Genomic DNA, 23,750 nt, shown 5'->3' with positions numbered 1-23,750 from the left:
CGAACCGCGACAAGGACACCGGCATCGAGTTCCGGTGCGTCACAGGTGTCCGTCGTTCCCCTCGCCCTGGGGCTGGGGCTGCTCCTGCTCGTCTCCCTCGTGTGCGGCGTCGGGCTCGGGGCCGCCGGGATCGGCTGGACGCACGTCCTGCGGCTGCTCGCGGCGGGGCTGACCGGCGGGACCATCGAGGCGGGGGACGTCGCCGCGTACACCATCGTCTGGGAGATACGTCTGCCGCGCGTCGTCCTCGGCGCCGTCGTCGGGGCCGGGCTCGCCGCCGTCGGGGTGGCCGTGCAGGCGATGGTGCGCAACGCGCTCGCCGACCCGTTCGTGCTCGGCATCTCCTCGGGCGCCGCCGTGGGCGCCAACGCCGTGATCCTGATGGGGGCGTTGGCGGGGCTGGGCGTCTGGGCGCTGTCCCTGTCCGCCTTCGTCTCGGCGCTCGCGGCGACGGCACTGGTGTACGCCGTGGCCCGCTCCCCGCACGGGCTCACCCCGCTGCGGCTGATCCTGACCGGGACGGCACTGGCGTACGGCTTCGAGGCCGTCACCACCGTCATGGTGTTCGGTGCGGCCCGGGGTGAGGCGGCCCGGTCGGCGATGATGTGGCTGCTGGGCAGCCTGGGCGGGGCGACCTGGGCACAGGTGCCGCTCGCCGCGGTGACCGTGGCGGTGGGGTGGGCGTGGCTGCGCCGACGGGCCGAGACGCTCAACGCGCTCGCGATGGGCGACGAGACGTCCGCGGCGCTCGGGGTGCAACCGGCGCGGCTGCGCGGCGAGTTGTTCCTCGTCACCGCCGCGGTCACGGGGACGGTGGTGGCGGTCAGCGGGGCCATCGGGTTCGTCGGGTTGATGGTGCCGCATGTCGTGCGGATGCTGGTCGGCGCCGACCACCGGCGGGTGCTGGCCGTGGCGCCGCTCGTCGGGGCCGTGCTACTGGTCTGGGCCGACCTGCTCTCCCGGCTGCTGCTCGCCCCCGCGGAACTGCCCGTCGGGGTGATCACGGCCGTCGTCGGGGTGCCCGCGTTCCTGCTGCTGATGCGGCGCGGCGGTTACGCGTTCGGAGGTCGGTGACATGCGGCTCGACATCGAGGGCGTCTCGGTGGAGGCGGCCGGGGCACGGCTGGTCGACGACATCCGGCTGACCGTGGGCAGTGGGGCGTTCGTCGGGCTCGTCGGCCCGAACGGCAGCGGCAAGTCGACCCTGCTGCGCTGCGTGTACCGGGCGCTCCGTCCGTCCCGGGGCGTGGTGCGGCTCGACGGGGAGGACGTGCACACCCTCCCGCCCCGGGCCGCGGCCCGGGTGCTGGCGGCGCTGCCGCAGGAGTCGTCGGCCGAGTTCGACTTCACGGTGGCCGAGGTGGTGGCCATGGGAAGGCTGCCGCACCGCGACCGTACGGCCGTTTCCGACCGGGAGATCTGCGCCGCGGCGATGGACCGGACCGGTGTCGCCCACCTCGCCGACCGCGGGTTCCTCGCCCTGTCCGGCGGTGAGAAGCAGCGCGTGCTCATCGCCCGCGCGCTCGCCCAGCAACCGGCGGTCCTCGTCCTGGACGAGCCCACCAACCACCTCGACATCGCTCATCAGCTGGACGTGCTGGGCCTGGTGCGCGGGAGCGGCCTGACCGTGCTGGCCGCCCTGCACGACCTCAACCTCGCCGCCGCCCACTGCGACGTCCTGTACGTCGTCCAGGGCGGCCGGATCGTCGCCTCCGGCGCCCCGCACGACGTCCTTCGACCCGACCTGCTCGCCGACGTGTTCGGGGTCCGTGCCCATCCGGTACGCCACCCCGGGACCGGCACCGTCCAACTCCTGTTCGACCTCCTGCCCCAAGGATCCTGATGCGCAAGCTCATCGCCGCGGCCCTCTGCCTCGCCGCGACCGTCACCGCGACCGGCTGCGGAGCCACCGTGGAGCCGGCGGATTCCGAGTCCTCCCGGTCCTCGGCGATCACGCTCACCAACTGCGGCCGCAAGGTCACGTTCGACAAGGTCCCCGAGCGGGTGGTCACCAACGACGTCGGTATCACCGAGCTGATGTTCGCCCTCGGTCTGGAGGACCGCATGGCCGGGTTCGCCATGCCCGACGACAAGGGCGATCTGAGCGGCGTGCCGTGGAAGGACGGCTACGACAAGGTGAAGTGGCTGTCGAAGGACCAGCTCACCAAGGAGAACGTCCTCGACGCCCGCGCGGACCTCGTCTTCGCCGGCTGGAACTACGGTTTCCGCGAGGACGGCGGCTTCACCCCGCAGGCGCTGAAGAAGCTCGGCATCCCCTCGTACATCCTCACCGAGTCCTGCCGCAACGGCCGTACGGACTCCTCCCGCGGCATCATGCCGCCCCTGGACGCCCTGTACGCCGACCTCACCAACCTCGGCAGGCTGTTCGGCGTCGAGAAGCGGGCCGCCGCGCTGGTCGCCGACTTCAGGAAGCGGATCGCCGAGGTGCGGGCGAAGGCCCCCACGGGAGCCGACCGCCCGAAGGTCTTCCTCTACGACAGCGGACAGGACCAGCCGTTCACCTCCGGCCGGTACGCCGCCCCCGAGCAGATCATCAGCGAGGCCGGCGGCGTCAACGTCATGCACGACGTGCGGGACTCCTGGACCACGACGGGCTGGGAGAGCGTCGTGGAGCGGAACCCGGACGTCATCGTGATCTGCGACTACGGGGATGTGAGCGCCGAGCAGAAGAAGCAGTTCCTGCTCTCCTACCCGCCGCTGCGCAAGGTCTCCGCCGTCGAGCACAGGCGGATCTTCGTCCTCGACTACGTCGACCTGGTCGAGAGCCCCCGCAACCCGTCGGCCGTCGCCCGGCTCGGCGCCTACCTGCGGACGGTGGCCGCGCGGTCGTGACCGCCGGCGTCCGGCCGCTCGAAGTGGCTGGGCCGGCCGTCGCGGTGGACGAGACGGCCGAGCCGCTCCGCCCGGGCCCGCGGCATCAGTGTCCAGCTGCCGTCGGGTCCGCGCAGGGCGGCCGAGTGCCAGGGGGTCGTCCAGGCGTCGGGGGCGTCCAGGAGGCGGATGCCGAACTTGGGGGCGCCGGCCGGTTGGGGGTGGATCGACAGGCGTACGGCGCGCGGATGGTGGTCGGCGATCAGCTCGCCCCAGGCCCGGCTGCGCCGGATGACGCCGTACGCCCGTCTGCGGCACTCGCGTTGCAGCGCGGAGCGGGTGCCGGGAAACGCGGGGGTGTCCTCGACGAGGAATCGGGTGATGCCCCGGTAGAGGGCGAGGCTCGGGCCGTCGGCGCGGACCTCGGCGCGCAGGGCGTCCAGGGTGGGGGCATAGCGGTCCTGGACGTAGGCGCGTCCGGTGTCGGGGGGCAGGTCGCCCAGTACGTCGCGCAGGTCGAAGACGCGGAGGTGGCGCAGGTCCGACTGGTCGATGAGCGTGCGCAGTTCGTCGGCGTAGGCGTCTATGTGGGCGTCGGGGACGCCGATCAGGTCGCCGAAGACATGGCCGTCGGAGCAGATGACGACCCTGGCGCCGGGCGGGTGGATCCGCTCGATCCTCGCGCACAGGGTGTCGAGGAAGGTGAGGGAGAGCCGTTCGCCCATGTCGGGGAGGTGGCCCAGGGTCTTGGCCGGATTGGGGGACTTGCAGGGGAAGCCGGGCAGGGTGAGGACGACGGGCGCGCCCTCGCGCACGAAGGCGGTGATCCGGCGCAGTTGGTGCGGGAAGGCGTCGGCCGGGGCGGGGGCCCGGTCGGTGGTGCGGTGGTACGGCAGGAGCAGGTTCAGGATCTGCGCGCCGGTGCGCTCGGCGAGGGTGTCCGGCGCGGTCGTCAGCAGCATCTCGTTCCTCCGGTGGGCATGGCGGCGTGGCGCCTTGGCGGGACGGGCGCCGGTGGGTCGGTTGGGCGGGCGGGTCGGTTGGGCGGGTCGGGCGGGCGGGTCGGGCGGGTGACGGTGGCGTCAGCGTGGCCCGTCCTCACAGCCGCCGGTCGTAGCCGACGGGCAGGTGCTGTGTGCCGCGGCCCAGGACGGACGGGATCCACGCGAGGTCCGCGTCCCTGATCGCCAGGCGCAGCCCGGGCAGGCGGGCGAGCAACGTCCCCAGCGCGACCTGCAGTTCGGCGCGGGCGAGGGCGGCACCGGGGCAGAAGTGGATGCCGTGGCCGAAGGCGAGGTGGGGGTTGGGGCTGCGGTCGAGGTCGAGGGTGTCCGGGTCGGGGAAGCGGCGCGGGTCCCGGTTGGCCGCGCACAGGGACACGATCACGGAGTCCCCGGCCGGGACGTCGGTGCCGTACAGGTCGCTGTCCCGGTCGAAGAAGCGCCAGGTGGTCAGCTCGAAGGCGCTGTCGTAGCGCAGGAGTTCCTCGACCGCGCGAGGCAGCAGGCCGGGATCGTCGCGCAGACGGGCGAGCCGGTCGGGGTGGCGCAGCAGCGCGACCAGGGCCGTGGTGATCTGGTTCGTGACCGGCTCCTGGCCCGCGACCAGCAGCTGGAAGACCATCGAGTCCAGCTCCTCCGGGGAGAGTTCACCCCGGTCGCGGGCGGCGACGAGCCGGCCGAGCAGGTCGTCGTCCGGGTGCTCCCGCTTGTGGGTGACGACCTCGGCGATGTAGCTCTGCAACCCGTGCAACCGGGACTCGTACAGCGGCCGTCCCGGATCGGTCGGCCCGACCGGCTGGACGACCTTGCCCCAGTCGCGGTCGAAGTGTGCGGCCGACTCCCCGGGCAGGCCGATGACCTCGGCGAGGACTCGGAAGGGGAAGAGGGCGGCGAAACCGGTGACGAGGTCGGCCGGTCCGGTCTCCGGGAGCGCGTCCACGAGCGCGTCGGCCGCGTCCTGGAACCGGGGCCGAAGTCGCTCGACCCGGCGCGGTGAGAAGGCGTCCGTGAGGAAGCGCCTCATATGCGTGTGCTTCGGCGGGTCCTGGTGCAGGAGATGTACCTGGAGCCGGGAGTGCTGCGGCTCGGGCATGATCGAGGCGCGGGCGCGCCAGCGGTCGTTGCCGCGGTCGTGGTCCTTGCCGAGACGGTCGTCGTTCAACGCCGCGTGCGCCGCGTCGTATCCGGTGACGAGCCACGCCCGCACCCCGCTCGGAAACAGGACGCGGTGCACCGGTCCGGCTGCGCGCATCCGCTCGTACAGCGGGTAGGGGTCGGCCTTGTACGGGCAGCCCTTGAGCGGGACCGGGTCGGGGAGCCGCTCCGGGTCGGCGGCCGCACGGGGTTCTTCGGTGGTCATGGCGCGGAGCTCCTCAGAGGGCGAGTTCGGGCCGGTGGTGGTCCAGCCACAGAGCGAGGTCGACGACACGTTCGAGGCGCAGGCGGTGCCCCCACTCCAGCCGCTCGGGCTCGATGTCGAGGAGGGGCTTGAGGCGGGTCTCGTCTGCCAGCGCCCGGACCTGCTCGGCGGACAGCGCCTCGCGGGCCATGTCCTGCAGGCCCCGGTTGTAGCCCGGGTGGTGGGTGGCCGGGTAGTGGTTCTTCGGGCGGTGCAGCACGGAGTGAGGGGCCAGCCCGGCCCCGGCCGCGCGCAGGAGGCTCTTCTCCCGGCCGTCGAAGCTCTTCAGCGTCCAGGGCGTGTCGAAGGCGTACTGGACGAGCCGGTGGTCGCAGTAGGGGACGCGTACTTCCAGTCCTTGGGCCATGCTCAAGCGGTCCTTGCGGTGCAGGAGCTGGCGCAGCCACCGGGTCAGGGACAGGTGCTGCATCTCGCGCTGCCGGTGCTCGGTGGCACTCTCGCCGTCGCGGTGGGGTACGGCGGCCAGGGCGGTGCGGTAGGTGTCGTCGCGGAACTCGGCGATACGCAGGTCGAGTTCGGGGTTGAGCGGCATGGCTGCCTCGTCCATGGTGACCAGCAGCCAGGGGAAGGTGTCGGCGGCGAGCGCCCGGGGGTCGTGGAACCAGGGGTATCCGCCGAAGACCTCGTCGGCGGCCTCGCCGGACAGGGCCACCGTGGAGTGCCGCCGTATCTCCCCGAACAGCAGGTACAGCGAGGTGTCCATGTCGCCGACCCCGATCGGCGAGTCTCGGGCCGCGACGACGGCACGCCGGTGCTCGGGGTCGAGCAGGGCGAGCGGGTCCAGGACGACCGTGCCGTGGTCGGTGCCGATGAAGGCGCCGGCCTCGGTGGCGTACGGCGTGTCGTGGCCGTTGCGCAGGATGTCGCCGGTGAAGCGTTCGGCCTGGTCGCTGTAGTCGACGGCGTAGGAGCGGAGGCGGGCGTCCGGGCCCTCGCGCAGGCGGAGTTCGCCGACCAGCAGGGCGGTCAGGACGGTGGAGTCGAGGCCGCCGGACAGCAGGCTGCACAGCGGGACGTCGGCCTCCGACTGGGAGCGGGCGGCCGTACCGAGCAGGGCGCCGATCCGGTCCACGGTCGTGTCCCGGTCGTCCTCGTGCGCACCGGCCTCCAGCCGCCAGTACCGTCGCTCACGGACCCCGTCGCGGTCCAGGACCAGCAGGCCGCCCGGCTCGACCTCCCGTACGCCGGACCACACCGTCGGCCCGGTGTTGAACAGCAGGCTGTACGCCTCACGCAGCCCGTCCGCGTCCACCCGGGGCCGTATCCCGGGGTGGGCGAAGAGTGCCTTGGGCTCGGAGGCGAAGGCCACGCCGCCGTCGACGGCCGCCCAGAACAGCGGCTTGACGCCGAGCCGGTCGCGCACGAGCAGCAGCCGCTGGACGCGTTCGTCCCAGACGGCGAAGGCGAACATCCCGTCCAGGTGGTCGGCCACCGCCTCGCCCCACTCCGCGTAGGCCCGCACCACCACCTCGGTGTCACTGCGGGTGCGGAACTCGTGCCCGCGGGAGCGCAGTTCGGCTCTGAGTTCGTGGTGGTTGTAGACCTCGCCGCTGTAGCTGAGGACCACGGTCGGCGTGTCAGGCCGGTCGGTCATGGGCTGAGCGCCACCCGCGAGGTCGATGACAGCCAGCCGGCGATGGCCGATCGCGGCCCGTTCACCGAGCCACACACCGCCCGCGTCGGGCCCACGAGGAGCGAGGGTGGTGGTCATGGCCTCGATCACCGGGGCCTGGGTGCGGGCGTCCTGGTGGAAGGACGCCCAGCCGGTGATTCCGCACATGGGGACTCCTGGATCGGTTCGGGACGGTGTCGGTGGCCCTTTCGGGCAGGGGGCGGCCCGTCGTTCGGGCAGGGGGGGGCGGCCCGTCGGCCGGGCAGGGGGCAGGGCGAGCAGGGCGGGAGGGCGAGCAGGGCGGGAGGAGACATGGAGTCGACGCATGGCGGCGCCGACTCCCGTCCCGCTGCGGCGTCAGGGTGCGCCGATGCCGTCCAGCTTGCCGGACTTGGCATCCGCGACCAGCGACGAGAACTGGTCGGCGCTCATCTGCACCCGCTGCCCGAAGTCGTCCGTGAGGACGACCCGGCGCTCGGCCGGGGCGGCGGGGTCGACGAACAGGTTCGGACAGCCGCAGTCGCAGTTGCCGCAGAAGGTCGCCACGGGTTCCAGGCCCTCGATGCCTGCGATGTCGCTCATGGTTCACTGCCTTTCGCGATCGTGGGCGCTCACCGGTGTGACCGCCCGGGACCAGCCCCCGAGACACCGCTCGGGGCCGACGGGGAGATGACCGCGCCTTGGGGCGGGTCCGAACTTTGCGGACCGTCTGCGCCGCCGGGACCATCTGGACCGTCGGCGCCGCCGGGACCGCCGGGACCGTCTGGACCGTGGGCGCCGCTGGGACCGCCGGGACCGTCCGGCTCCTCCGGCCCCGTCGGCGCACGGTGATCGAAGGCGATCAGCGCATCGCCGGTCAGCGGATGGTCCACCACGGTCGCCCGGACCCCGAACACCTCGGCCATCAGGGCGGGTTGCAGCACCTCGCGCGGGGTGCCGGAGGCGACCACGTGACCGTCGTGCAGGACGTGCAGGCGGTCGCAGACTGCGGCGGCGGCGTTGAGGTCGTGCAGTGACACAAGGGTCGTACGGCGCCCGGCCCGGAGCAGGGCGAGCAGTTCGACCTGGTGGCGGATGTCGAGGTGGTTGGTGGGCTCGTCCAGCACCAGGACGTCCGGCTGCTGGGCGAAGGCACGGGCGAGCAGCACGCGCTGGCGTTCGCCGCCGGACAGTTCGGTGAAGCGGCGTCCGGTGTGCCGCTCCATGCCGACGTCCGCGAGGGCGCCCGTGACGACGTCCCGGTCGGTGGCGTCCTCCCCGGCGAAGGCCCGCTTGTAGGGCGTACGGCCCATGGCGACGACCTCGCGGACGGTCAGCTCGAAGTCGCCGCCCCGCTCCTGCGGGAGGGCGGCGACATGCCGGGCCGTCGCGAGCGGGCTCAGCCGGCGCAGGTCGGTGCCGGCCAGCAGCACCCGGCCGGCGGTCGGCTTCAGATGCCGGTAGACGGTGCGCAGGAGGGTGGACTTGCCGCTGCCGTTGGGACCGACGAGGCCGGTGATCTCGCCCTCGGCCGCGATCAGACGGGCGCCCGCGACGACCGTACGCCCGGCGTAGGTGACGTGCAGGTCCTCGATGTCTATCCTCAACTTCCGCTCCCGGAACCGCGGTCGAGCAGATACAGCAGGGTCGGCGCCCCGAGGAGCGCGGTGACCACGCCGACCGGCAGCTCCTGGGTGTCCATCGCCGTGCGGCAGACGATGTCCACGATCACCAGCAACAGCGCCCCGAACAGCGCGGAGAGGGGCAGCAGACGGCGATGGTCACCGCCGACCACCAGTCGGCAGACGTGCGGCACCATCAGCGCGACGAAGGCGATCGCGCCCGAGACGGCCACCAGGACGCCGGTCAGCACACTGGTCACCGCGAACAGCTCGCGCCGCAGCCGGGTGACGTCGATACCGAGTCCGGCCGCGGTCTCGTCGCCCATCAGCAGGGCGTTCAGGCCGCGGGCGCGTGCCTGGAGGCACAGCCATCCGGCCGGTACGGCGACCGCCGGTGCGGCCAACAGCTCCCAGTTCGCCCCGCTGAGACTGCCCATGAGCCAGAACAGCACGCTGTGGGTCTGCTGCTCGTCGCCCGCCCGGAGCACCAGGTAGCTGGTGAACCCGGACAGGAACTGGCCGACCGCCACCCCGGCCAGCACCAGCCGAAGCGGCGCGAACCCGCCACCCCTCCGGGCCACGGCCCACACCAGCGCGAAGGTGACCAGGGCGCCGGCGAAGGCCGCCACGGACAGCCCCAGGCCCAGTGCCGCACCGGCCCCGAACCCCAGTACGATCGCGGCGACCGCGCCCAGGGAGGCGCCGTTGGAGATCCCCAGGAGGTACGGGTCGGCCAGCGGGTTGCGCACCAGTGCCTGCACCGCCGTACCGACGACACCGAGCCCGGCGCCGACGAGCGCGGCCAACAGGGCGCGGGGAACGCGCAGTTGCCAGACGATGAGGTCGCTGGTGCCGGGGCGGGGTGCCTCGCCGGACAGCCGCCGCCCCACCGCGCTCCACACCTCCGTGAGTGGGACGGACGTGGACCCCCAGGACACGGCGGCCGTCAGTGCGACGAGGAGCGCCACAGCGAGGACCGAGGCCGCCGCTCCTGCGGGCAGCGCGCGTGCCTCGGTGGCGGTCCCTTCCCCTCGGGCGGCCCGCCCTCGGCCGGCCGGCCGCGACAGCGAGGAGGTCACCGCCGGCCGGCCTTGCCGGGGTGGATCGTCCTGGCGATCTCCTCGACCGCGTCGGCGTTCCGGACGCCCGCGATGGTGGTCCGCTCGGATCCGATGCGCAGGAAACGGTCCTCCTCGACCGCCTTCAGGCCCTTGGTCGCCGCGTTGGACCTCAGCCACTGCTCTGCCTCGTCGAACGCCTTCTCGTTCGCGGCCTCACTGCCCCAGTCACGCACGCCCAGCTGGATCCAGTCCGGGTTCTTCGCGATCACGTCCTCCCAGCCGACCTGTGTGAAGTCGCCGTCGCAGTCGGCGAAGACGTTGCGGGCGCCGGCGAGCGAGATGACCGCGTTGGCGATCTGGCGGTTGCAGACGGCCATGGGCTGCTTGGTGCCGGCGTCGTAGTCGAAGAAGAAGTACGTGGGCCGCTCGCCCTCCGGCATCCCGCCGACGGCCTTCCGTACGGCTCCCAGCTTCTCCTTCATCCCGGCGACCAGTTCCTCGGCCTTCGCACCTGTCCCCGTGACGGCGCCGAGCGAGCGGATGTCGTCCTGGACAGCGGACAGGTCCGTCACCGGGCCCTTGGCCATCGCGGCACAGGCCGTGGACTTCAGGTAGGTGTGCTTGATACCGGCCGCCCGGAACTCCTCCTCCGTGGGCGCGTCCCCCATGCCGCCGCCCATGTTCATCGAGGCGAAGGTGTCGATGTACAGGTCGGCGCCGGAGCCGAGAAGCTTCTCCTTGGGGATGACGGTCTCGCCGAGCACCTTCACCCGCTGTGCCCGGGCGTCGAGCCCGCCCGGCAGAGTGCCCTTGCCCGGCGGGAAGCCGGTGCCGATCACCTTGTCCCCGGCGCCCAGCCGCAGCAGCAGTTCCAGGGCGGAGGCGTTGCTCGTGACGATGCTCCTCGGGGCCGCGGTGAACGTGGTCTTCGCGCCCGCGCAGTCCGTGACGGTGACCGGGTAGCCGGTGGAGTCGCCCTTGCCCGCGGCGGGGCTCGTCCTGTCACCGGCGCCGCTGCCGCAGCCTGCGGCCAGCAGGCCACCGAGCACCACGGCGGTCGTACTCCGCCACACACGAGAACGCATCGAAACTCCCCACGATCCACTGGACGCACGGGCTGATCCCCGTCACCCGATCCAGTAGTCGGGGCGAACGCGGTGTCAGTTCCCGGCAGCGGAACCGACACCGCGTTCCCTGTCAGGCGGCCACGGCGGCCCCTTCCACCGGGGCGGCGGCACCGGCCCGGACCTGGGGGTGGGACTCGGCCTCGGCGTCGGCGTCCGCGTCGGCGTCGGCCAGCAGTTCGACAAGCGTGGCCCGGGCGCGGGCCACGCGTGAGCGGACCGTCCCGACGGGACAGTCGCTCCGCTCGGCCGCCTCCGCGTACGGCAGGCCCACCAGCTGGGTCAGCACGAACGCCTCGCGGCGCTCGTCGGGGAGCGTGTCCAGCAGGTCAAGCAGGGCGATGCCGTCGTCGAATCCGGGCAGGTCGGTCGGCTGGGCGCGTTCGGCCAGCAGCGTCCAGTCGTCGGTGTCGCACAGCCGCGGGCGTGCGGCGGCGTACCGATGGCTGTCGATCACCGCGCGGCGCGCGATGGACAGCAGCCAGGCGCGGGCCGAGGAGCGGCCCTCGAACCGGTGCAGGCTGCCGAGCGCCCGCAGGAACGTGTCCTGCGCCAGGTCGTCTGCGGCCTGCGGATCGGCGGAGAGGTGCGCCACGTACCGCACGACGTCACGGTGCAGGGAGCGGACGAAACGATCGGCCGCGTCCGGGTCGCCGCCGCGTGCGGCCAACGCCCACGCGGTCGTCGACTCGTCGCACGAGGCCGTTCTTGAGCTGGTGTCCGCCGTCGCTTGCCTCAGGCGCGGCGCGCGTGAGGAGGGCAGGGCAGGAGAGATCACCTGAGTCCTTCTCGGGTAGTCCGGACTCCGGGGCGGCGGGCACGAGGGCATGCACGGCAGGCGCAGCGGGGTCGCCGCAGGGCGCCGGGGCACGCGAGGCGTGCGGAACGCCGTACCGGAGGGTCCGGGAATACGGGACACGGCCGTACGGCAGGTACGGTCGCGGGCCCGAGGCTCGGTCGGTACCGACGTGTCGGTTTCGACGTGTCGGTCTCGACGTGTCGGTCTCGACGTGTCGGTCTCGACGTGTCGGTCTCGACGTGTCGGTCTCGACTCGTCGGTCTCGACTCGTCGGTGTCAACGCGTCGGTGTCGACACGACGTCCGGCGCCGTCGACGGGGCGACATGCGCGGACGTCCGTTCGGCCTCGGGGAACCGGCTGTCTCAGACGACAGCGGACCCCGCCGGAGGACCCCGAGAGGTGATCGTGTGGACGAGCGGGAGAAGCCGCGGCGACCGGTCGGACCGACCGCGACGTGGCCGTAGACGCGGACGGTGCGGCGGTGCGGGCAGCGCGAGCACCAGCCGCAGAGGGGCGGCCAGCCATCCGGCGACGGCCCGCAGGATGCGGAACGCGGCACGCTCACCGTGCCCCAGCCACAGACCGCACAGCAGCGCGGCGAGGGTGTGGGCGGCGAGCATGCCGAGCGATGACGTGCCTGCCATGTCGTGGCCCATGCCCATGTGGCCCACGTCCATGTGGCCCACGCTCATGTGGCCGGAGTCCATGTGCCCCGCGGCCGCGTGCCCGGCATCCATGGGGCGCGCGCCCATGGGTTCCATGTCCATGGAACCCATGGACATGGAACCCATGGAACCCGTTCCACGCCAGGGCGAGGCCGCGGACTGGGCAAACTCGAAGGCCGCGTGCAGCCCGCCCTGGGCGACGACCACGACGGACACGACCAGCGGGAGACCACGTTCCCGGCCCGCGAGGCACCAGCCCGCCCCTCCGATGACGAGCGCACCGGCGGCGAGCGTCCACCACGGGACGGTGTCGCCCGACATCAGGACGTGGCCGAGGGCGGCGAGCAGCACGCACACGGCCGCGAACACCGCGGCCCGTACCGTGCGCACACCCCACCCAGCAGTCATGACGGCCCTCATCCTCGCATCCTGGGCCCGCTCCTCACGGAGGGGTACGCGCAACACCCCCACCCCACACTCAAGCCCAGAAGAGTGATACAGGACACATCGACGCGAGGGAACCTGGCGTGCACGCAGCCCGACTTCTAAGGGAGCGGCGGTGCCTTCATCCGACCCCGCCGGGGCGGACGACGAGCGCCTGCACCTCGATCCGTCCGGCATGCCGGAAGTGCAGCGTGAACGGCACGAACGTGCCTTCCTGCCACTCCGGCCGCGCCCGCAGCTTCACGTCCAGCCCGTACGGGGACATCACGAGACCGCCGCCGGCGGGGACACGGGCCGAGTCAACCGTCCGCGCGGAAGCCGTACCGTCGTTGATCATGCGGTGCCGGCTGAGTTCCGCGCCGTCCTCGGCCGTGGTCGAGGTCACCTTCAGCAGCCGGTCGTCGCTACCACCCGAGTTGGTGATCCGGAAGAAGGCGGCGGTGTCCCGGACCTCGCCGTACGGCAGGAAGACCCGCCCGTCGGCGACGGTGATCCGCGCCGGGGTGCCCGCGGCCCCGGTGCTCACCCAGGTGGTCAGGCCGCCCAGGGCGATGCTGCACGCGGCGACCGGGGCGAGCGCGGCGCGCAGTCCCTCGGCGACACGGCGGCGACTGGGACGCCAAGGGCGTGGAGCGGCCGTTCGCTCGGCCGTGGGCACGGTCATCGCGTACGACCCTCCCGGCCCGCGCCGGTGCCACGCCGCGGGCCCCTGGCGGGCCCCGGCTGCCAGGCCCGCAGCCGCAGGCTGTTGCCCACGACGAGCAGGGAGCTCACCGACATGGCCACCGCGGCGACCATCGGGTTGAGCAGGCCGACCATGGCGAGGGGCACGGTGACCGCGTTGTAGCCGAAGGCCCACAGCAGGTTGGCGCGGATCGTGCGCAGGGTGCGTCGGGCGAGCCGTACTGCGTCCCCGAGAGCCTCGATGTCGCCGCGCACCAGGGTCACGTCGGCGGCCCCGATGGCGACATCCGTGCCGGTGCCCATGGCGATCCCGAGGTCGGCTCCGGCCAGCGCCGCCGCGTCGTTGACGCCGTCGCCGACCACCGCGACCCGGCACCCGCGCGCCCTCGACTCGCGCACGAGGTCGGCCTTGTCCTCGGATGAGCAGCGCGCGTGGACCTCCTCGATACCCAGGGCCGAGGCCACCGCCCGGGCCGGGGCCTCCCGGTCGCCGGTCGCCAGCACCGGCCGCACCCCGAGGCGCCTGAGCCGATCCACGGCCCGATAGGCCCCGGGGCGTACCACGTCGCCGACCTCGATCAGTGCCTCCGCCACCCCGTCGACGCGGACGAGGACGGGCGTGTGCGCGGCGGCCTCCGCCTCCGGCAGCGCGTCAGCCAGCCGGGCGGGGATCTCGTCGTCCGGCGCGTGGACTTCGACCACTCGGCCCTCGACCAGACCGCGCACACCCCTGCCCGCCTCCGCGCGGAAGTCGCGCACCTCGGGCAACGGCCCCTGCTCGCCCAGGGTCCGGCGGGCGTGGGCGACGACCGCGCGGCCCAGCGGGTGTTCCGAGCCCTGTTCGACGGCGCCGGCCAGCCGCAGTACGGCCTCCTCGCCGAGCCCGCCCGGCACGGCCGTCACGCGGGTGACGCTCATGTGCCCGGAGGTGAGGGTGCCGGTCTTGTCGAGGACGACGGTGTCGATGTGCCGGAGCCCTTCCAGGGCCTGCGGCCCCCGCACCAGGACGCCGAGTTGGGCGCCGCGTCCGGTGGCCGCCATCAGCGCGGTCGGGGTGGCCAGACCGAGGGCACAGGGGCAGGCGACGACGAGTACGGCGACGCACGCGGTGATCGCCGCCTGCGGCTCCACCCCGGCCCCGAGCCAGAACCCGAGCACGGTGACCGCCAGGGCCAGCACGGAGGGTACGAAGACCCCTGCCACGGCGTCGGCGAGGCGCTGCGCCCGCGCCTTGCCCGCCTGTGCCTCGGTGACGAGCCCGGTGATCCGGGCCAGTTGGGTGTCCGCTCCGACGGCGGTGGCCCGTACGAGGAGCAGTCCGCCCGCGTTGACGGCGCCGCCCGCCACCGCGCTGCCGGGTCCGACCTCGACGGGTTCGCTCTCCCCGGTGACGAGCGACAGGTCCACGGCGGAGTTGCCCTCCACCACCTCGCCGTCGGTGGCGACCCGCTCGCCGGGGCGTACGACGAAGACCTGCCCGGTCATCAACTCCTCGATGGGCAGCAGGCGTTCCGCGCCGCCCTCCCGTACCGACACCTCCTTGGCGGCGAGCCGGGCGAGCGAGCGCAGCGCCGCCCCGGTGCCGTGCCGTGCCCGCGCCTCCAGGAAGCGGCCGGCCAGCACGAACAGCGGGACACCGACGGCCGCTTCGAGGTACACGTGCGCGACACCGTCGGAGGCGGAGGGCAGCAGGCTGAACGGCATCCGCATGCCGGGCGCGCCCGCGCCGCCGAGGAAGAGCGCGTACGCGGACCAGCAGAAGGACGCCGCCACGCCCAGGGAGACCAACGTGTCCATGGTCGACGCCGAGTGCCGCAGCCCGCGCAGGGCCCGCACGTGGAACGGCCAGGCGCTCCACACGGCGACCGGCGCGGCCAGTACGAAGCACAGCCACTGCCAGTTGCGGAACTGCCAGGCAGGCACCATGGACAGTACGAGGACCGGCAGCGCGAGCAGCGCGGTCACAAGGAGCCGGTCACGCTCGGAGCGAGGTTCCTCGGCCGGCCGGGGGGCGTCTCCCCGGCGTTCGGGTCGCCGTGGCGGCTCGGGCAACGCGGCCGTGTACCCGGCCTGTTCGACGGTGGCCACGAGGTCCTCGGCCCGGACGTCCGGCGGGTGGCTGACCCGGGCGCGCCCGGTGGCCAGGTTGACCGACGCGGTCACGCCCTCCAGCTTCGCGAGCTTCTTCTCCACCCGCCGCACGCAGGCCGCGCAGGTCATGCCGCCGACGGTGAGGTCCGTGGTGGTCATCGGGGGTGCGGACTCGGTGGTCATCAGCCGCCGCTCCACTGCCGCACACCCATGTCGTCGGCGTCCCACCGGCCCATGTCCGTCACGCCCATGTCCGTCACACCCATGTCGGTCCAGCCCATGCCCAGGTCGCCCATGCCCAGGTCGCCCATGTGCATGTCGCCCATGTGCATGTCGCCCGTGTCCGTCCCGCCCATGTGCATGTCGCTCATATCCATGTCGCCCTGGTCCGCGTCCGTCTCGTCCGTGCCGGTGCCGTCGCCGCTCGTTCCGGAGCGGTGCATGCCGGGCGCGACGGGACCCGTGGCGGCTCCGACGGCGTACGACACGGTGAAGATCAGAGCGAGCAGAACCAGGAACCCGCAGAGGGCGGGCGGCACACCTGGGGGTGGTTTCATCAACGGCCTCCTGACGCACGTACCGCTACAGGAGTCGGGCGACCGGGGCGGAGAGTTCCCGCCGCCGTCGTTCAGGAGGCTTTGCGGCTACGCCTTTTCAGCGCCCACGCCCCAGCGCCGAGCACCACGACGGTCGCACCGATGCCGAGCGGGAGGGCGACCGTCATGCCGTCGTCGTCCTGGGCGCCGTTCGCGGTGCCGCCCGCCGCCGCCTCGGCCGACGGGGTAGGGGTCGAGGGGGTCGACGCCGTGGCCGTCGTCGGCTGCTCGGTGGGCGTGGGGCTCACGGCCTTCGCGCCGGGAGCGGCCTGCTTCAGCGCGAGACGGGGCGCGGGGTGGCCGTGACCGTGGCCGTCGCCGCCGTTCTCCTGCTCCAGTTCGATCCAGCGGTCCACGCGGCCGTCGCCGTAGGTCTGGAGGGTCTTGAAGACCAGCGTCCTGACGTCGGGCAACTGCCGTACGGTGACGACGTACTCGGCGTCCTCGCCGACCGCGAGTTCGGGCCCCGACACGGTGTAGCCGCGGCTGGTGGAGGCGAGCTTCCAGCCCTCGGGGCCGTTCTTGTAGGTGACGTCCGCCGGGGTGACGCCCTCGGGCAGGATCACTTCGAGCCCGCTGATGCCGGCGGTGCCCGACTCCGACTCGGCGGTGAAGGTCAGCGCGACGTCCTGGTCGAGCGCCCGCGCGCCCTCCGCCTCCACCTCGGTGTGCGCCGCGGCCGGCACCGCGAGGGCTACGGCGGCCACGCAGGCGACCGCCGTGAGGGCGCCGGTACGGCGCAGACTGCGGGACAGGGTGGGGCGGGGCACGTGCGACTCCCTCGTACCGGTGATGTGGTCGGTGCATTCAAGCGCAGGGCAGGGCTCAACGCGAGGGGTCCTCCGGCGGCGGCCGGCGCGGGCAGGAGGCGACGACCACGAAGGGCCACACGGACTGAATGGCCGTCACCAGGCGTTCAACCGCTCCGGCGGCCCTGCCCTGATGCATCTCGAACATGAACCAGGCCGCGCCGAACACCATCAGCGCGGTCGCCGCGAAGGAGGGCGCGGGCCGTAGTCCCCAGGGTGCGGTGCCCTGGCGGTCGGCGGCCAGCACCGGCCACACGGCCAGCAGAGCGAAGCCGACCGCGGCCGCCGAACCGTGACGCAGGGAGCCCCCGCTGCTCGGAGGCGGGACCAGCGCGACCACACACGCGGCCACCCCGCCGGCACCCAGCGCCACCCGTCCGGGCAGAGCGGCCGGCCGCAGCCCCCAGGCGGTGAGCACATGGCAGGCCCCCAGTGCGGCCAGCGCCCCCGTCATCACCCAGAAACCCGCTGCTCCGTAGGCCGCGAGGACGCTGATCGTCTGGGTGGCGGGGTTGTAGGCCGGTCCTTCGAGCAGCGCCGCGATCGTCCAGCCCGCGATCAGCACCACGGGCGCGCATCCCGAAGAAAGCAAGGCCCATCCAGGCACAAGTCGCATCAAGACACCGTAGAACGCGTGAATCGGAACGCCCGTCAGATACACGCAGACGGCGCGACCGCCGTTGCGCACCCTCCCCCGCGCCGCCGCGCCGTCAACCCCCGGGCCGGAACTGCGAACTGCCGTGCCCGTCTCGCACACATCGACCGAAAGCGCCACCTTGCGCCAGACTGCGCCACCCCTTCCGGCGCATAGAAATATCCACCAGCATGAATGGCTCCGACCTGTTCGGCAGGGCCGAAAACGCTGGGGGTAGGGACATGCAGCGCACCATGAGGAAGCAGGCCGTCGAGTGGCTCGCCGCGGCTGCCAGGGATCCTCGGACGTGCAAGGAGCAGTGGGATCAGGGGGCGGACGCGGTGCTGTTGGAGGCCGGGCGGCTGTGGGACGTGCTCAGTGTTCCCGAGCATCTCGGGCTGGGCGCCGTGGACGTCCTCAGACGTACGCGGGCACGGGCGTCCGGCCCGGTGCTGGTGAACTGCGGGGCGCGCAGAGTGGGCTTCTTCCTCCCGCCCGACCCGGCTTCCGAGTGGGTCGGGCCCGGCGTACGGCATGTCGGCCGGGGCTCATGGGTCGCCGTGCCGCCGCCCCACCGGTCCACGGGCTGGCGCCTGGAGTGGCTGCTGCCACCCGACGGCACCGGGGCCCTGTACAACCCCGACGTGATGGAGCTGGCGCTGCGCGAGGCCGGCGGCGCCCCTGCCGCGCCGACGCGCGTCAGTCGGCCGTAGGCGGGGCGCACGCCCGGACGCGTCCGTTGCTGCTGCTCCATTCCCACAGAACCGCCGGTCCGGGCAGACCCCGGGGCACGACCACGGCCGGGACCCGTTCGGTCGCGCCGCCGTACTCCCCCTCAACCGGTTCGACGTCGAGGGCCCGGGCCAGTCCGCTCCACCGGCCCACCGCCCAGGAAGTGACGGCGTGGCCGTCTGTGGCGCCGGAGGAATCCCGCCATGTGTCCCGACGCTCGGGAACGGCACGGCCCTTGGCGTGCCACTCCGCGACCAGCGCCGCGTAGATAGACGGCCGGCCCCGAACGCCGGTGGCCGGTACGAGGTACGACATGGGTGCGGCATCGCCTCCGAGCACACGCCGCGCCATCTCACTGCTGTCCATGCCGGGGCAACGCCCAGGCGTGCGCCGGTGGTACGCCGTCAGTGCCTGCCACCACCCGGTCGGGTGAGCGCATCCCCCGAATGGAGCCGTGCCGCGCTCGCTCCGCACCGGCCGCCCCGCCCGCAACCAGACAGGAGCGTTTCCATCGACGGACGAGAGCACGTTCTCGCGATTTCCCACATCCGGAACGACAGCGACGACACCGACGACTGTCCCTGGTGCGCCGCGCTGCGCGAGGCGATCCTGCCTCCGGCACCTCAGTCAGGGGCCAGGCGCCGAGGCTACGACCCCTACGTCTCGGGAGCCCTGTACGAGGCCGACGACTGGTGAGGCGCGCCGCCCCCGATGCGCCGGGCCTCCCGGTACGTGCCGGGCCTCCCGGTATGTGCCGGGGCGCTCGGGGGCGCGCGCCCTGCATATATCTGCCGGTTTGATGCGCGGGCGCTCGCCCCATACGGGGAATTGAGCCCCCGGCGGGGGGTCGTGGCACCGGGCAGCCGGTGCACTGAGGACGCCAACGAACCGTGAACCGGCCCGCACCCTCGTCCGGCGGTGCACACAAGGAGGCTCCTCATGGCACTCACGGAGTGGACGAAGTCGATGGAGTGGCTGGCGGCCGCGTCGGAGGACCCGGGCGCCTGCAAGCACGAGTGGCAGAACGGCAGCAGCGGCGTCACACTCCTGGCGGCCGGGCGGTTCTGGGACGTGCTGATCGTTCCGGAGCAGCTCGGACTCCGCGTCGCCGAACTCCTGGAAGAGCTGCCGCTTCTCGACCCGGGGCCCTGCCTGCTGGACACCCGACGGCGTCATGTCGGCTTCCTGCTGCCCCCGGAGCCGCAGACCGTGTGGATCGGCACCGGCGTGCGCCTCCTCGGTGCGGGGACATGGATCACCGCACCGGCCCCGCACTGCCGCTGGGGGTCGCTGCGCTGGCTCGTCCCCCCGGACGGCACCGGGACCCTGACCATGCCCGATGTCCTGGAGGTGGCCCTCCAACGCTGCGCCACCGAACTGTCCCGCCTCCAGGGCCGCCCCGCACCGACCGCGCACAGCGTGCCGGTACCGGAGGACAGACCGGACGACGGCCGCGTCGACGGACGAGCCGACGGACCGGCCGACGGCTCGCTGGCGGTGCGCCAGTGTGTGGCACGGGGGTGCGTGGGGCCGTGACGGGCGGTTCCCTGACTTCCGCGCTCTTCCTCTCGCTTGCTCCCGCTTGCTCTCGCTCGCTCTCCCTCTCGCTGAGCGGAGGGCGCCTCCCAGGGCCGACCGGCCGACCTCCCCGCACTCAGCCCAGAAAACTCAACCGCACCTGCCGGTTCGGGTTGTCCCGGTTCGTGTCCGCCAAACTCCGTTAGGACAACCACCAAGGTATCCGGCCGCGGGATCTCCACCGGATACGTCATCGGAATCACACCTCCCGGTTACCGCCCGGTCCGTGGACGCTGGACGGCCTTCCCGGCCCGGCTCGTGCCCACGGGGAGCTATGAAAAGTCCTAAAATGGAACAAATCACTCATCGATGATCGAGGGCAACGTGTCGGCCAACGGTGTGGCATCGAACTTGTACCCGTTCGGCGCCGCAAGTGTCGGCGAAGCGCCCGAGCGCGACGAAGCGCTGGTCAGGGCCATCGTCGGTGCCGTGCAGCTGACCGGAGCACATACCGGAAGCGTGTTTCTGCTCTCCGGCGACTACCGCTCGCTCATAGTGGCCGCGTCGTGCGGGTCGCCGCCCTCCCTGCTCAGCGGGTGGCGTCGGATCCCGGTGAACAGCGGTCTGCCAGTGGCGGAGGCGTACCGCTCCGGGCGCATGGTCCATCTGGCCGGCGCGGAGGAGACGATGCGGCGCTTCCCGCAGCTCTCGGTCGCCCTGCCCTACCCGTTCGGTTCTGCATCGGTCCCCGTACGGGCGGGCGAGCGGACGTTCGGCACCATGGCCGTGGTGTGGACGGCCAGGCCGGACGGGACAGGGCTGTCGAGGGCGCAGCGCCGGAAGCTGCGCTCCGCCGCCGACCGGCTGGGCACCACCCTCGCCGGACTGCGGGCCCGCGGCGCGCTCGGTGAGTACGACGAACGGACGGCCCCGGTAGTGGTCCCGCTGCCATCCACTCCGGTGATCCGGGTGGGCCTGTTCGACTGGAATCTCGGCACCGGAGCCCTCACGGCCGACGACGAGCTGTGCGCGATCTTCGGAATGCCGCTCCGCGAGTTCGACGGACGGGCGGCCACCCTGGCGGCCATGATCGAGCCCGCGGATCTGCCCGGCTTCCGGTCCGCCGCCCGTGCCGCGGTCCAGGAACGCCACGTACTGGCACACTGCCTGCGCATCCGGGACGGCCGCGGAGGCCACCACACCGTCGAGCTGTGGGGCAGGGTGCCCGAGAGCCCTGCCGACCCTCAGGCCCCGGCCCATATGGTCGGCGCCGTACTCGACTCCGGGAGCCGCATGGCCGCCGTGGCGGCGATCGAGCGGCTCGCGGACGGCTTCTTCGCGCTCTCACCCGACGGACGCGTCGCCTACGCCAACCACAGCATGGAGGATCTGCTAGGGGTCCGCCAGGACGAACTGCTCGGCCGACGCCCCTGGGACGTCCTGCCCTGGCTGGCCGATCCCGTTTACGAGGACCGCTACCGGGCCGCCCTGATCTCCCAGCAAGCGGTCTCCTTCCTGGTCCGCCGCCCACCGGCCACATGGCTGGTCTTCTCCCTCCACCCGGGCGCTCAGGGCATGACGGGGTGGGCGGCACCCGTGCGACAGCCGGTACCGGCCGACACCGGACCCGGGGCACCCCTCGGGGAAGAGGGGCCGCCCGCCTCCTGGTCGCCTCCGCCCGCGGCCCCGCGCGTGGGTTCCCTCTACCGGGTGCTCACGCTGGGCAGCGCGCTCACCGAGGCGGTCACCGCGCACGAGGTGTTCGAGGCCGTCGCCGAGCAGCTGCTGCCCGCTTTCGGCGGTCAGAAGCTGGCGATCGCCGTGGTGGAGGAGCGGCGCCTGCACCTGCTCGATCAGCGCGGCTACTCGAAGCGCTTTCTCGCCCGGTTCGAAGGCACTCCGCTGCATGCCCGGCTGCCCGTGACCGACGCGCTGACCTCCGGGGCCCCACTGTTCGTCGAGTCCCGTGAGGAGCTTCTCGAAACGTACCCCGGGATCATGGTCAGTCAGTCCAACTCCTGGGCGTTCCTGCCCTTGATCGCCTCGAACCGCCCGGTCGGCGTCTGCCTGCTCGGCTTCAACGACGTCCACCGATTTCCCGACGAGGAACGCGGCGTCCTCACCGCACTGGGTGGCCTGATCGCCCAAGCCCTGGAACGCGCCAGGCTCTACGACGCCGAATTCGCCCTCGCCCGCGGCCTGCAGAACGCGCTGCTGCCGCACCGGCTGCCCGCACTGCCGGGCCTTCACGTCACCGGGCGCTATCTTCCGGGCACCCGAGGGATGGACATCGGCGGCGACTGGTACGACGTCATCCCCGCCGGCGACGAGGTCGCGCTGATCGTCGGGGACGTCGAGGGGCACAACGTCGCCGCCGCGGCCGCCATGGGCCAGCTGCGAAGCGCGGTGCGTGCCTTCGCCACCGCCGGCCACCGGCCGAGCGACGTCGTCGCCAACACCAACCGGCTCCACATGGACCTCGACCCGGCGCTCCTTGCAAGCTGCTGCTACGCCCGCCTCCGTCCTCGCTCGGGGGTCGTGCGCATCGTCCGTGCCGGCCACCCCCTGCCCTTGCTACGCCTGCCCGACGGCCGGGCCGAAGTCCTGGATGTGCCCGGCGGCCCTCTGCTCGGCATCGACCCAGCGGCACACTTTCCGGAGTCGGAGCTGCGCCTCGTACCCGGGTCGGTCCTGGCCCTGTACACGGACGGACTGATCGAGAGGCGTGACTCGGACATCGATTCCGACATCGACCGGCTCCGGGTATCACTGGCCCGCATGGGCGGGGGCCGCCTGGAGGATCTGGCCGACGCGCTGCTGCGGAGCGCCCGCCGTTCCGCCGACAGGGCGGACGACATCGCACTCCTGCTCACCGAGTACGCCCCGCCACCGCAGACGCCGACAAAGCCGGCGTCCGCGCACGCCGACTCCGGCCCGTCGCCGTGAGGCAGCGGGCTCTCCGAACCCCGCTGTCCCCTGCCCAGATCTTCCGGTACGCCCCCTGGTGTCTCGACGGGTCCCGGTCCTGGCACTGTCCCTGCCGGCGGCCGTAGCGATGTGGAAGGGGCCACATGTCCGCTGGCCGACGGCCGGAGGAGGCTCGGTCGAACTCGTCGACCGTCTGCCGGCGCTGCGGGGACGGCAGCTCGGGCAGGGTGGCCGCCTGGTGCTCTGCTCGCTGGACGCCGCCACAGGCCAGGACGGCCGGGCCGCCGGCCGGAGCCGTGGTGGGGTGGTGTTCCGCCGGCTTCGTCACCGGTGTGGGCGCCATGCGCGTCGGAGATGGCGTCGCCTCACTTGTCGACCCGCGAAGCCGCGGCGCTTCGCCCGCACCGACAGGGACGGCGGACGCGGCGCTTCGCCCACACCGACAGGGACGGCGGACGCGGCGCTTCGCCCACACCGACAGGGACGGCGGACGCGGCGCTTCCCCCACACCGACCGGGACGGCGGACGCGGCGGGACCGGCCGACCCGGCACAGGACGGGGCAGCGCAGGCGTCTTCGGCGCCGGCAGGTACAGGGACAGCGGCCGGCACGGAGCAGGACAGCCTGCTGACCGTCGCCGGGCTGACGGTGCGGGCCGGGGACCGGAAACTCGTCGACGACGTGTCGTTCACCGTCGGCGCCGGCCAGATCTTCGACCTCGCCGGGGAGTCGGGCTCGGGCAAGTCCACCATCGCCATGGCGGTCGCGGGCCCGCTCCCCGAGGGCGTGGGGGCGAACGCGCCGCACCTCGCCCTCGGCGACCTCGACCTGCTCGGAACACCGTCGGAACGACGCCTCGCGACCGAGATCGGTATCGTCTGCCAGGACCCGATCGGCACGTTCAACCCCGCGCTGAGACTCGGCACCCACCGCCCAGCCGCAGCCGGGGAAGGCGCCGCAAGGGTGCGGCCGGCACCGGCCCGCTCGGGACCGCGGACCCGGCGCTCACAGCGCCGCCTCCGCGAGTGCCGCGTCGTCCGGACGCCGCTCGTACCAGCGGAATCGGGGCGCGACGCGCTCGGGTGACGGGCCGCGCTCACCCGCCGGTCCCGACAGAAGGGGCGCACTCGAAGATCCCCGGACAGCACTTCCGAATCCTCGTGTCCTGAAATCCGTCGCCCCTTGATCAGACGTTTCCG

At 72.9% G+C, this 23,750-nt stretch carries 21 protein-coding genes and 1 pseudogene; 7 read left to right on the top strand and 15 right to left on the bottom strand.

Annotation, left to right across the window (positions count from 1 at the left end):
* Positions 1–45 precede the first annotated feature (45 nt).
* The 3 genes from ACFYNL_RS01575 to ACFYNL_RS01565 are packed head-to-tail and all read left to right on the top strand — an operon-like array spanning position 46 to position 2,853.
* Positions 46–1,074, top strand: coding sequence for a FecCD family ABC transporter permease (locus ACFYNL_RS01575; RefSeq protein WP_388794708.1), 1,029 nt, complete (start codon positions 46–48; stop codon positions 1,072–1,074).
* Position 1,075: 1 nt separating this feature from the next.
* Positions 1,076–1,843, top strand: coding sequence for an ABC transporter ATP-binding protein (locus tag ACFYNL_RS01570; protein ID WP_388794705.1), 768 nt, complete (start codon positions 1,076–1,078; stop codon positions 1,841–1,843).
* Positions 1,843–2,853: an ABC transporter substrate-binding protein gene (locus ACFYNL_RS01565; protein ID WP_388794702.1), complete on the top strand. Its 1,011-nt coding sequence runs from the start codon at positions 1,843–1,845 to the stop codon at positions 2,851–2,853. Before ACFYNL_RS01570 ends, ACFYNL_RS01565 begins: the two co-directional genes overlap by 1 nt.
* On the opposite strand, the gene ACFYNL_RS01560 is transcribed toward ACFYNL_RS01565, so the two are convergent.
* The 14 genes and pseudogenes from ACFYNL_RS01560 to ACFYNL_RS01495 form a co-directional block, all read right to left on the bottom strand.
* Positions 2,823–3,794 (bottom strand): L-tyrosine/L-tryptophan isonitrile synthase family protein, encoded by a 972-nt coding sequence (locus ACFYNL_RS01560; protein ID WP_388794699.1) that lies wholly within the window; start codon positions 3,792–3,794, stop codon positions 2,823–2,825. The two genes, ACFYNL_RS01565 and ACFYNL_RS01560, sit on opposite strands and share 31 nt — an antisense overlap.
* Before the next feature lie 136 nt (positions 3,795–3,930).
* On the bottom strand, positions 3,931–5,193 hold the full coding sequence (locus ACFYNL_RS01555; RefSeq protein WP_388794696.1) for a cytochrome P450: 1,263 nt from the start codon (positions 5,191–5,193) through the stop codon (positions 3,931–3,933).
* Between the two features lie 13 nt (positions 5,194–5,206).
* Positions 5,207–7,033, bottom strand: coding sequence for an asparagine synthase (glutamine-hydrolyzing) (gene asnB / locus ACFYNL_RS01550; RefSeq protein ID WP_388794693.1), 1,827 nt, complete (start codon positions 7,031–7,033; stop codon positions 5,207–5,209).
* A gap of 189 nt (positions 7,034–7,222) precedes the next feature.
* Entirely contained in the window at positions 7,223–7,447 is a 225-nt protein-coding gene (locus ACFYNL_RS01545; protein ID WP_388794690.1) for a hypothetical protein, read from the bottom strand.
* Positions 7,448–7,671: 224 nt separating this feature from the next.
* Positions 7,672–8,451: pseudogene (locus tag ACFYNL_RS01540) on the bottom strand (ABC transporter ATP-binding protein); the annotation flags it as partial.
* Positions 8,448–9,467 carry a FecCD family ABC transporter permease gene (locus ACFYNL_RS01535; protein WP_388797213.1) on the bottom strand — a complete coding sequence of 340 codons (1,020 nt, stop codon included), beginning with the start codon at positions 9,465–9,467 and terminating at the stop codon, positions 8,448–8,450. The gene ACFYNL_RS01535 and the pseudogene ACFYNL_RS01540, both read right to left, overlap by 4 nt.
* 74 nt (positions 9,468–9,541) lie before the next feature.
* On the bottom strand, positions 9,542–10,612 hold the full coding sequence (locus tag ACFYNL_RS01530; protein WP_388794687.1) for an ABC transporter substrate-binding protein: 1,071 nt from the start codon (positions 10,610–10,612) through the stop codon (positions 9,542–9,544).
* 112 nt (positions 10,613–10,724) lie between these two features.
* Complete coding sequence (locus ACFYNL_RS01525) at positions 10,725–11,429, bottom strand: sigma-70 family RNA polymerase sigma factor (RefSeq protein WP_388794684.1); 705 nt, start codon at positions 11,427–11,429, stop codon at positions 10,725–10,727.
* Positions 11,430–11,813: 384 nt separating this feature from the next.
* Entirely contained in the window at positions 11,814–12,524 is a 711-nt protein-coding gene (locus tag ACFYNL_RS01520; protein ID WP_388794681.1) for a hypothetical protein, read from the bottom strand.
* A 157-nt stretch (positions 12,525–12,681) separates the two neighbouring features.
* On the bottom strand, positions 12,682–13,224 hold the full coding sequence (locus ACFYNL_RS01515) for a copper chaperone PCu(A)C (protein ID WP_388794678.1): 543 nt from the start codon (positions 13,222–13,224) through the stop codon (positions 12,682–12,684).
* Complete coding sequence (locus ACFYNL_RS01510; protein WP_388794675.1) at positions 13,221–15,518, bottom strand: heavy metal translocating P-type ATPase; 2,298 nt, start codon at positions 15,516–15,518, stop codon at positions 13,221–13,223. The genes ACFYNL_RS01515 and ACFYNL_RS01510 overlap by 4 nt, the downstream gene beginning before the upstream one ends.
* On the bottom strand, positions 15,518–15,892 hold the full coding sequence (locus ACFYNL_RS01505) for a hypothetical protein (protein ID WP_388794672.1): 375 nt from the start codon (positions 15,890–15,892) through the stop codon (positions 15,518–15,520). Before ACFYNL_RS01505 ends, ACFYNL_RS01510 begins: the two co-directional genes overlap by 1 nt.
* A gap of 71 nt (positions 15,893–15,963) precedes the next feature.
* On the bottom strand, positions 15,964–16,701 hold the full coding sequence (locus ACFYNL_RS01500; RefSeq protein ID WP_388794670.1) for a DUF1775 domain-containing protein: 738 nt from the start codon (positions 16,699–16,701) through the stop codon (positions 15,964–15,966).
* A gap of 55 nt (positions 16,702–16,756) precedes the next feature.
* Positions 16,757–17,356 carry a DUF998 domain-containing protein gene (locus ACFYNL_RS01495; RefSeq protein WP_388794667.1) on the bottom strand — a complete coding sequence of 200 codons (600 nt, stop codon included), beginning with the start codon at positions 17,354–17,356 and terminating at the stop codon, positions 16,757–16,759.
* 260 nt (positions 17,357–17,616) lie between these two features.
* On the opposite strand from ACFYNL_RS01495, the gene ACFYNL_RS01490 reads away from it, so the two are divergent.
* Positions 17,617–18,087 (top strand): hypothetical protein, encoded by a 471-nt coding sequence (locus tag ACFYNL_RS01490; RefSeq protein ID WP_388794664.1) that lies wholly within the window; start codon positions 17,617–17,619, stop codon positions 18,085–18,087.
* On the opposite strand, the gene ACFYNL_RS01485 is transcribed toward ACFYNL_RS01490, so the two are convergent.
* The gene (locus tag ACFYNL_RS01485) at positions 18,074–18,472 is read right to left on the bottom strand and encodes a hypothetical protein (protein WP_388794661.1); all 399 of its coding nucleotides are present in this window, start codon (positions 18,470–18,472) and stop codon (positions 18,074–18,076) included. The two genes, ACFYNL_RS01490 and ACFYNL_RS01485, sit on opposite strands and share 14 nt — an antisense overlap.
* A gap of 573 nt (positions 18,473–19,045) precedes the next feature.
* Here ACFYNL_RS01485 and ACFYNL_RS01480 point away from each other — a divergent pair.
* The 3 genes from ACFYNL_RS01480 to ACFYNL_RS01470 all read left to right on the top strand — a co-directional run bounded on the left by ACFYNL_RS01480 (position 19,046) and on the right by ACFYNL_RS01470 (position 23,637).
* Positions 19,046–19,642, top strand: a complete 597-nt coding sequence (locus tag ACFYNL_RS01480) for a hypothetical protein (protein ID WP_388794659.1) — start codon at positions 19,046–19,048, stop codon at positions 19,640–19,642.
* 381 nt (positions 19,643–20,023) lie between these two features.
* Complete coding sequence (locus ACFYNL_RS01475) at positions 20,024–22,570, top strand: SpoIIE family protein phosphatase (protein ID WP_388794656.1); 2,547 nt, start codon at positions 20,024–20,026, stop codon at positions 22,568–22,570.
* A 662-nt stretch (positions 22,571–23,232) separates the two neighbouring features.
* Positions 23,233–23,637, top strand: coding sequence for an ATP-binding cassette domain-containing protein (locus tag ACFYNL_RS01470; RefSeq protein ID WP_388794653.1), 405 nt, complete (start codon positions 23,233–23,235; stop codon positions 23,635–23,637).
* Positions 23,638–23,750: the final 113 nt, after the last annotated feature.

Source organism: Streptomyces sp. NPDC007808 (assembly GCF_042868655.1).
Taxonomy (GTDB): domain Bacteria; phylum Actinomycetota; class Actinomycetes; order Streptomycetales; family Streptomycetaceae; genus Streptomyces.
Note: the sequence above shows the minus strand (reverse complement) of the source record. Positions and strands in the feature narration are given on the sequence as shown.

Coding starts and splice junctions, on each gene's coding strand:
- ACFYNL_RS01480 (WP_388794659.1), top strand. CDS start 19,046: ATGGCACTCACGGAGTGGACGAAGTCGATGGAGTGGCTGGCGGCCGCG.
- ACFYNL_RS01565 (WP_388794702.1), top strand. CDS start 1,843: ATGCGCAAGCTCATCGCCGCGGCCCTCTGCCTCGCCGCGACCGTCACC.
- ACFYNL_RS01490 (WP_388794664.1), top strand. CDS start 17,617: ATGCAGCGCACCATGAGGAAGCAGGCCGTCGAGTGGCTCGCCGCGGCT.
- ACFYNL_RS01560 (WP_388794699.1), bottom strand. CDS start 3,794: ATGCTGCTGACGACCGCGCCGGACACCCTCGCCGAGCGCACCGGCGCG.
- ACFYNL_RS01495 (WP_388794667.1), bottom strand. CDS start 17,356: ATGCGACTTGTGCCTGGATGGGCCTTGCTTTCTTCGGGATGCGCGCCC.
- ACFYNL_RS01510 (WP_388794675.1), bottom strand. CDS start 15,518: ATGACCACCGAGTCCGCACCCCCGATGACCACCACGGACCTCACCGTC.
- ACFYNL_RS01570 (WP_388794705.1), top strand. CDS start 1,076: ATGCGGCTCGACATCGAGGGCGTCTCGGTGGAGGCGGCCGGGGCACGG.
- ACFYNL_RS01505 (WP_388794672.1), bottom strand. CDS start 15,892: ATGAAACCACCCCCAGGTGTGCCGCCCGCCCTCTGCGGGTTCCTGGTT.
- ACFYNL_RS01545 (WP_388794690.1), bottom strand. CDS start 7,447: ATGAGCGACATCGCAGGCATCGAGGGCCTGGAACCCGTGGCGACCTTC.
- ACFYNL_RS01530 (WP_388794687.1), bottom strand. CDS start 10,612: ATGCGTTCTCGTGTGTGGCGGAGTACGACCGCCGTGGTGCTCGGTGGC.
- ACFYNL_RS01485 (WP_388794661.1), bottom strand. CDS start 18,472: ATGGACAGCAGTGAGATGGCGCGGCGTGTGCTCGGAGGCGATGCCGCA.
- ACFYNL_RS01555 (WP_388794696.1), bottom strand. CDS start 5,193: ATGACCACCGAAGAACCCCGTGCGGCCGCCGACCCGGAGCGGCTCCCC.
- ACFYNL_RS01515 (WP_388794678.1), bottom strand. CDS start 13,224: ATGACCGTGCCCACGGCCGAGCGAACGGCCGCTCCACGCCCTTGGCGT.
- asnB (WP_388794693.1), bottom strand. CDS start 7,033: ATGTGCGGAATCACCGGCTGGGCGTCCTTCCACCAGGACGCCCGCACC.
- ACFYNL_RS01520 (WP_388794681.1), bottom strand. CDS start 12,524: ATGACTGCTGGGTGGGGTGTGCGCACGGTACGGGCCGCGGTGTTCGCG.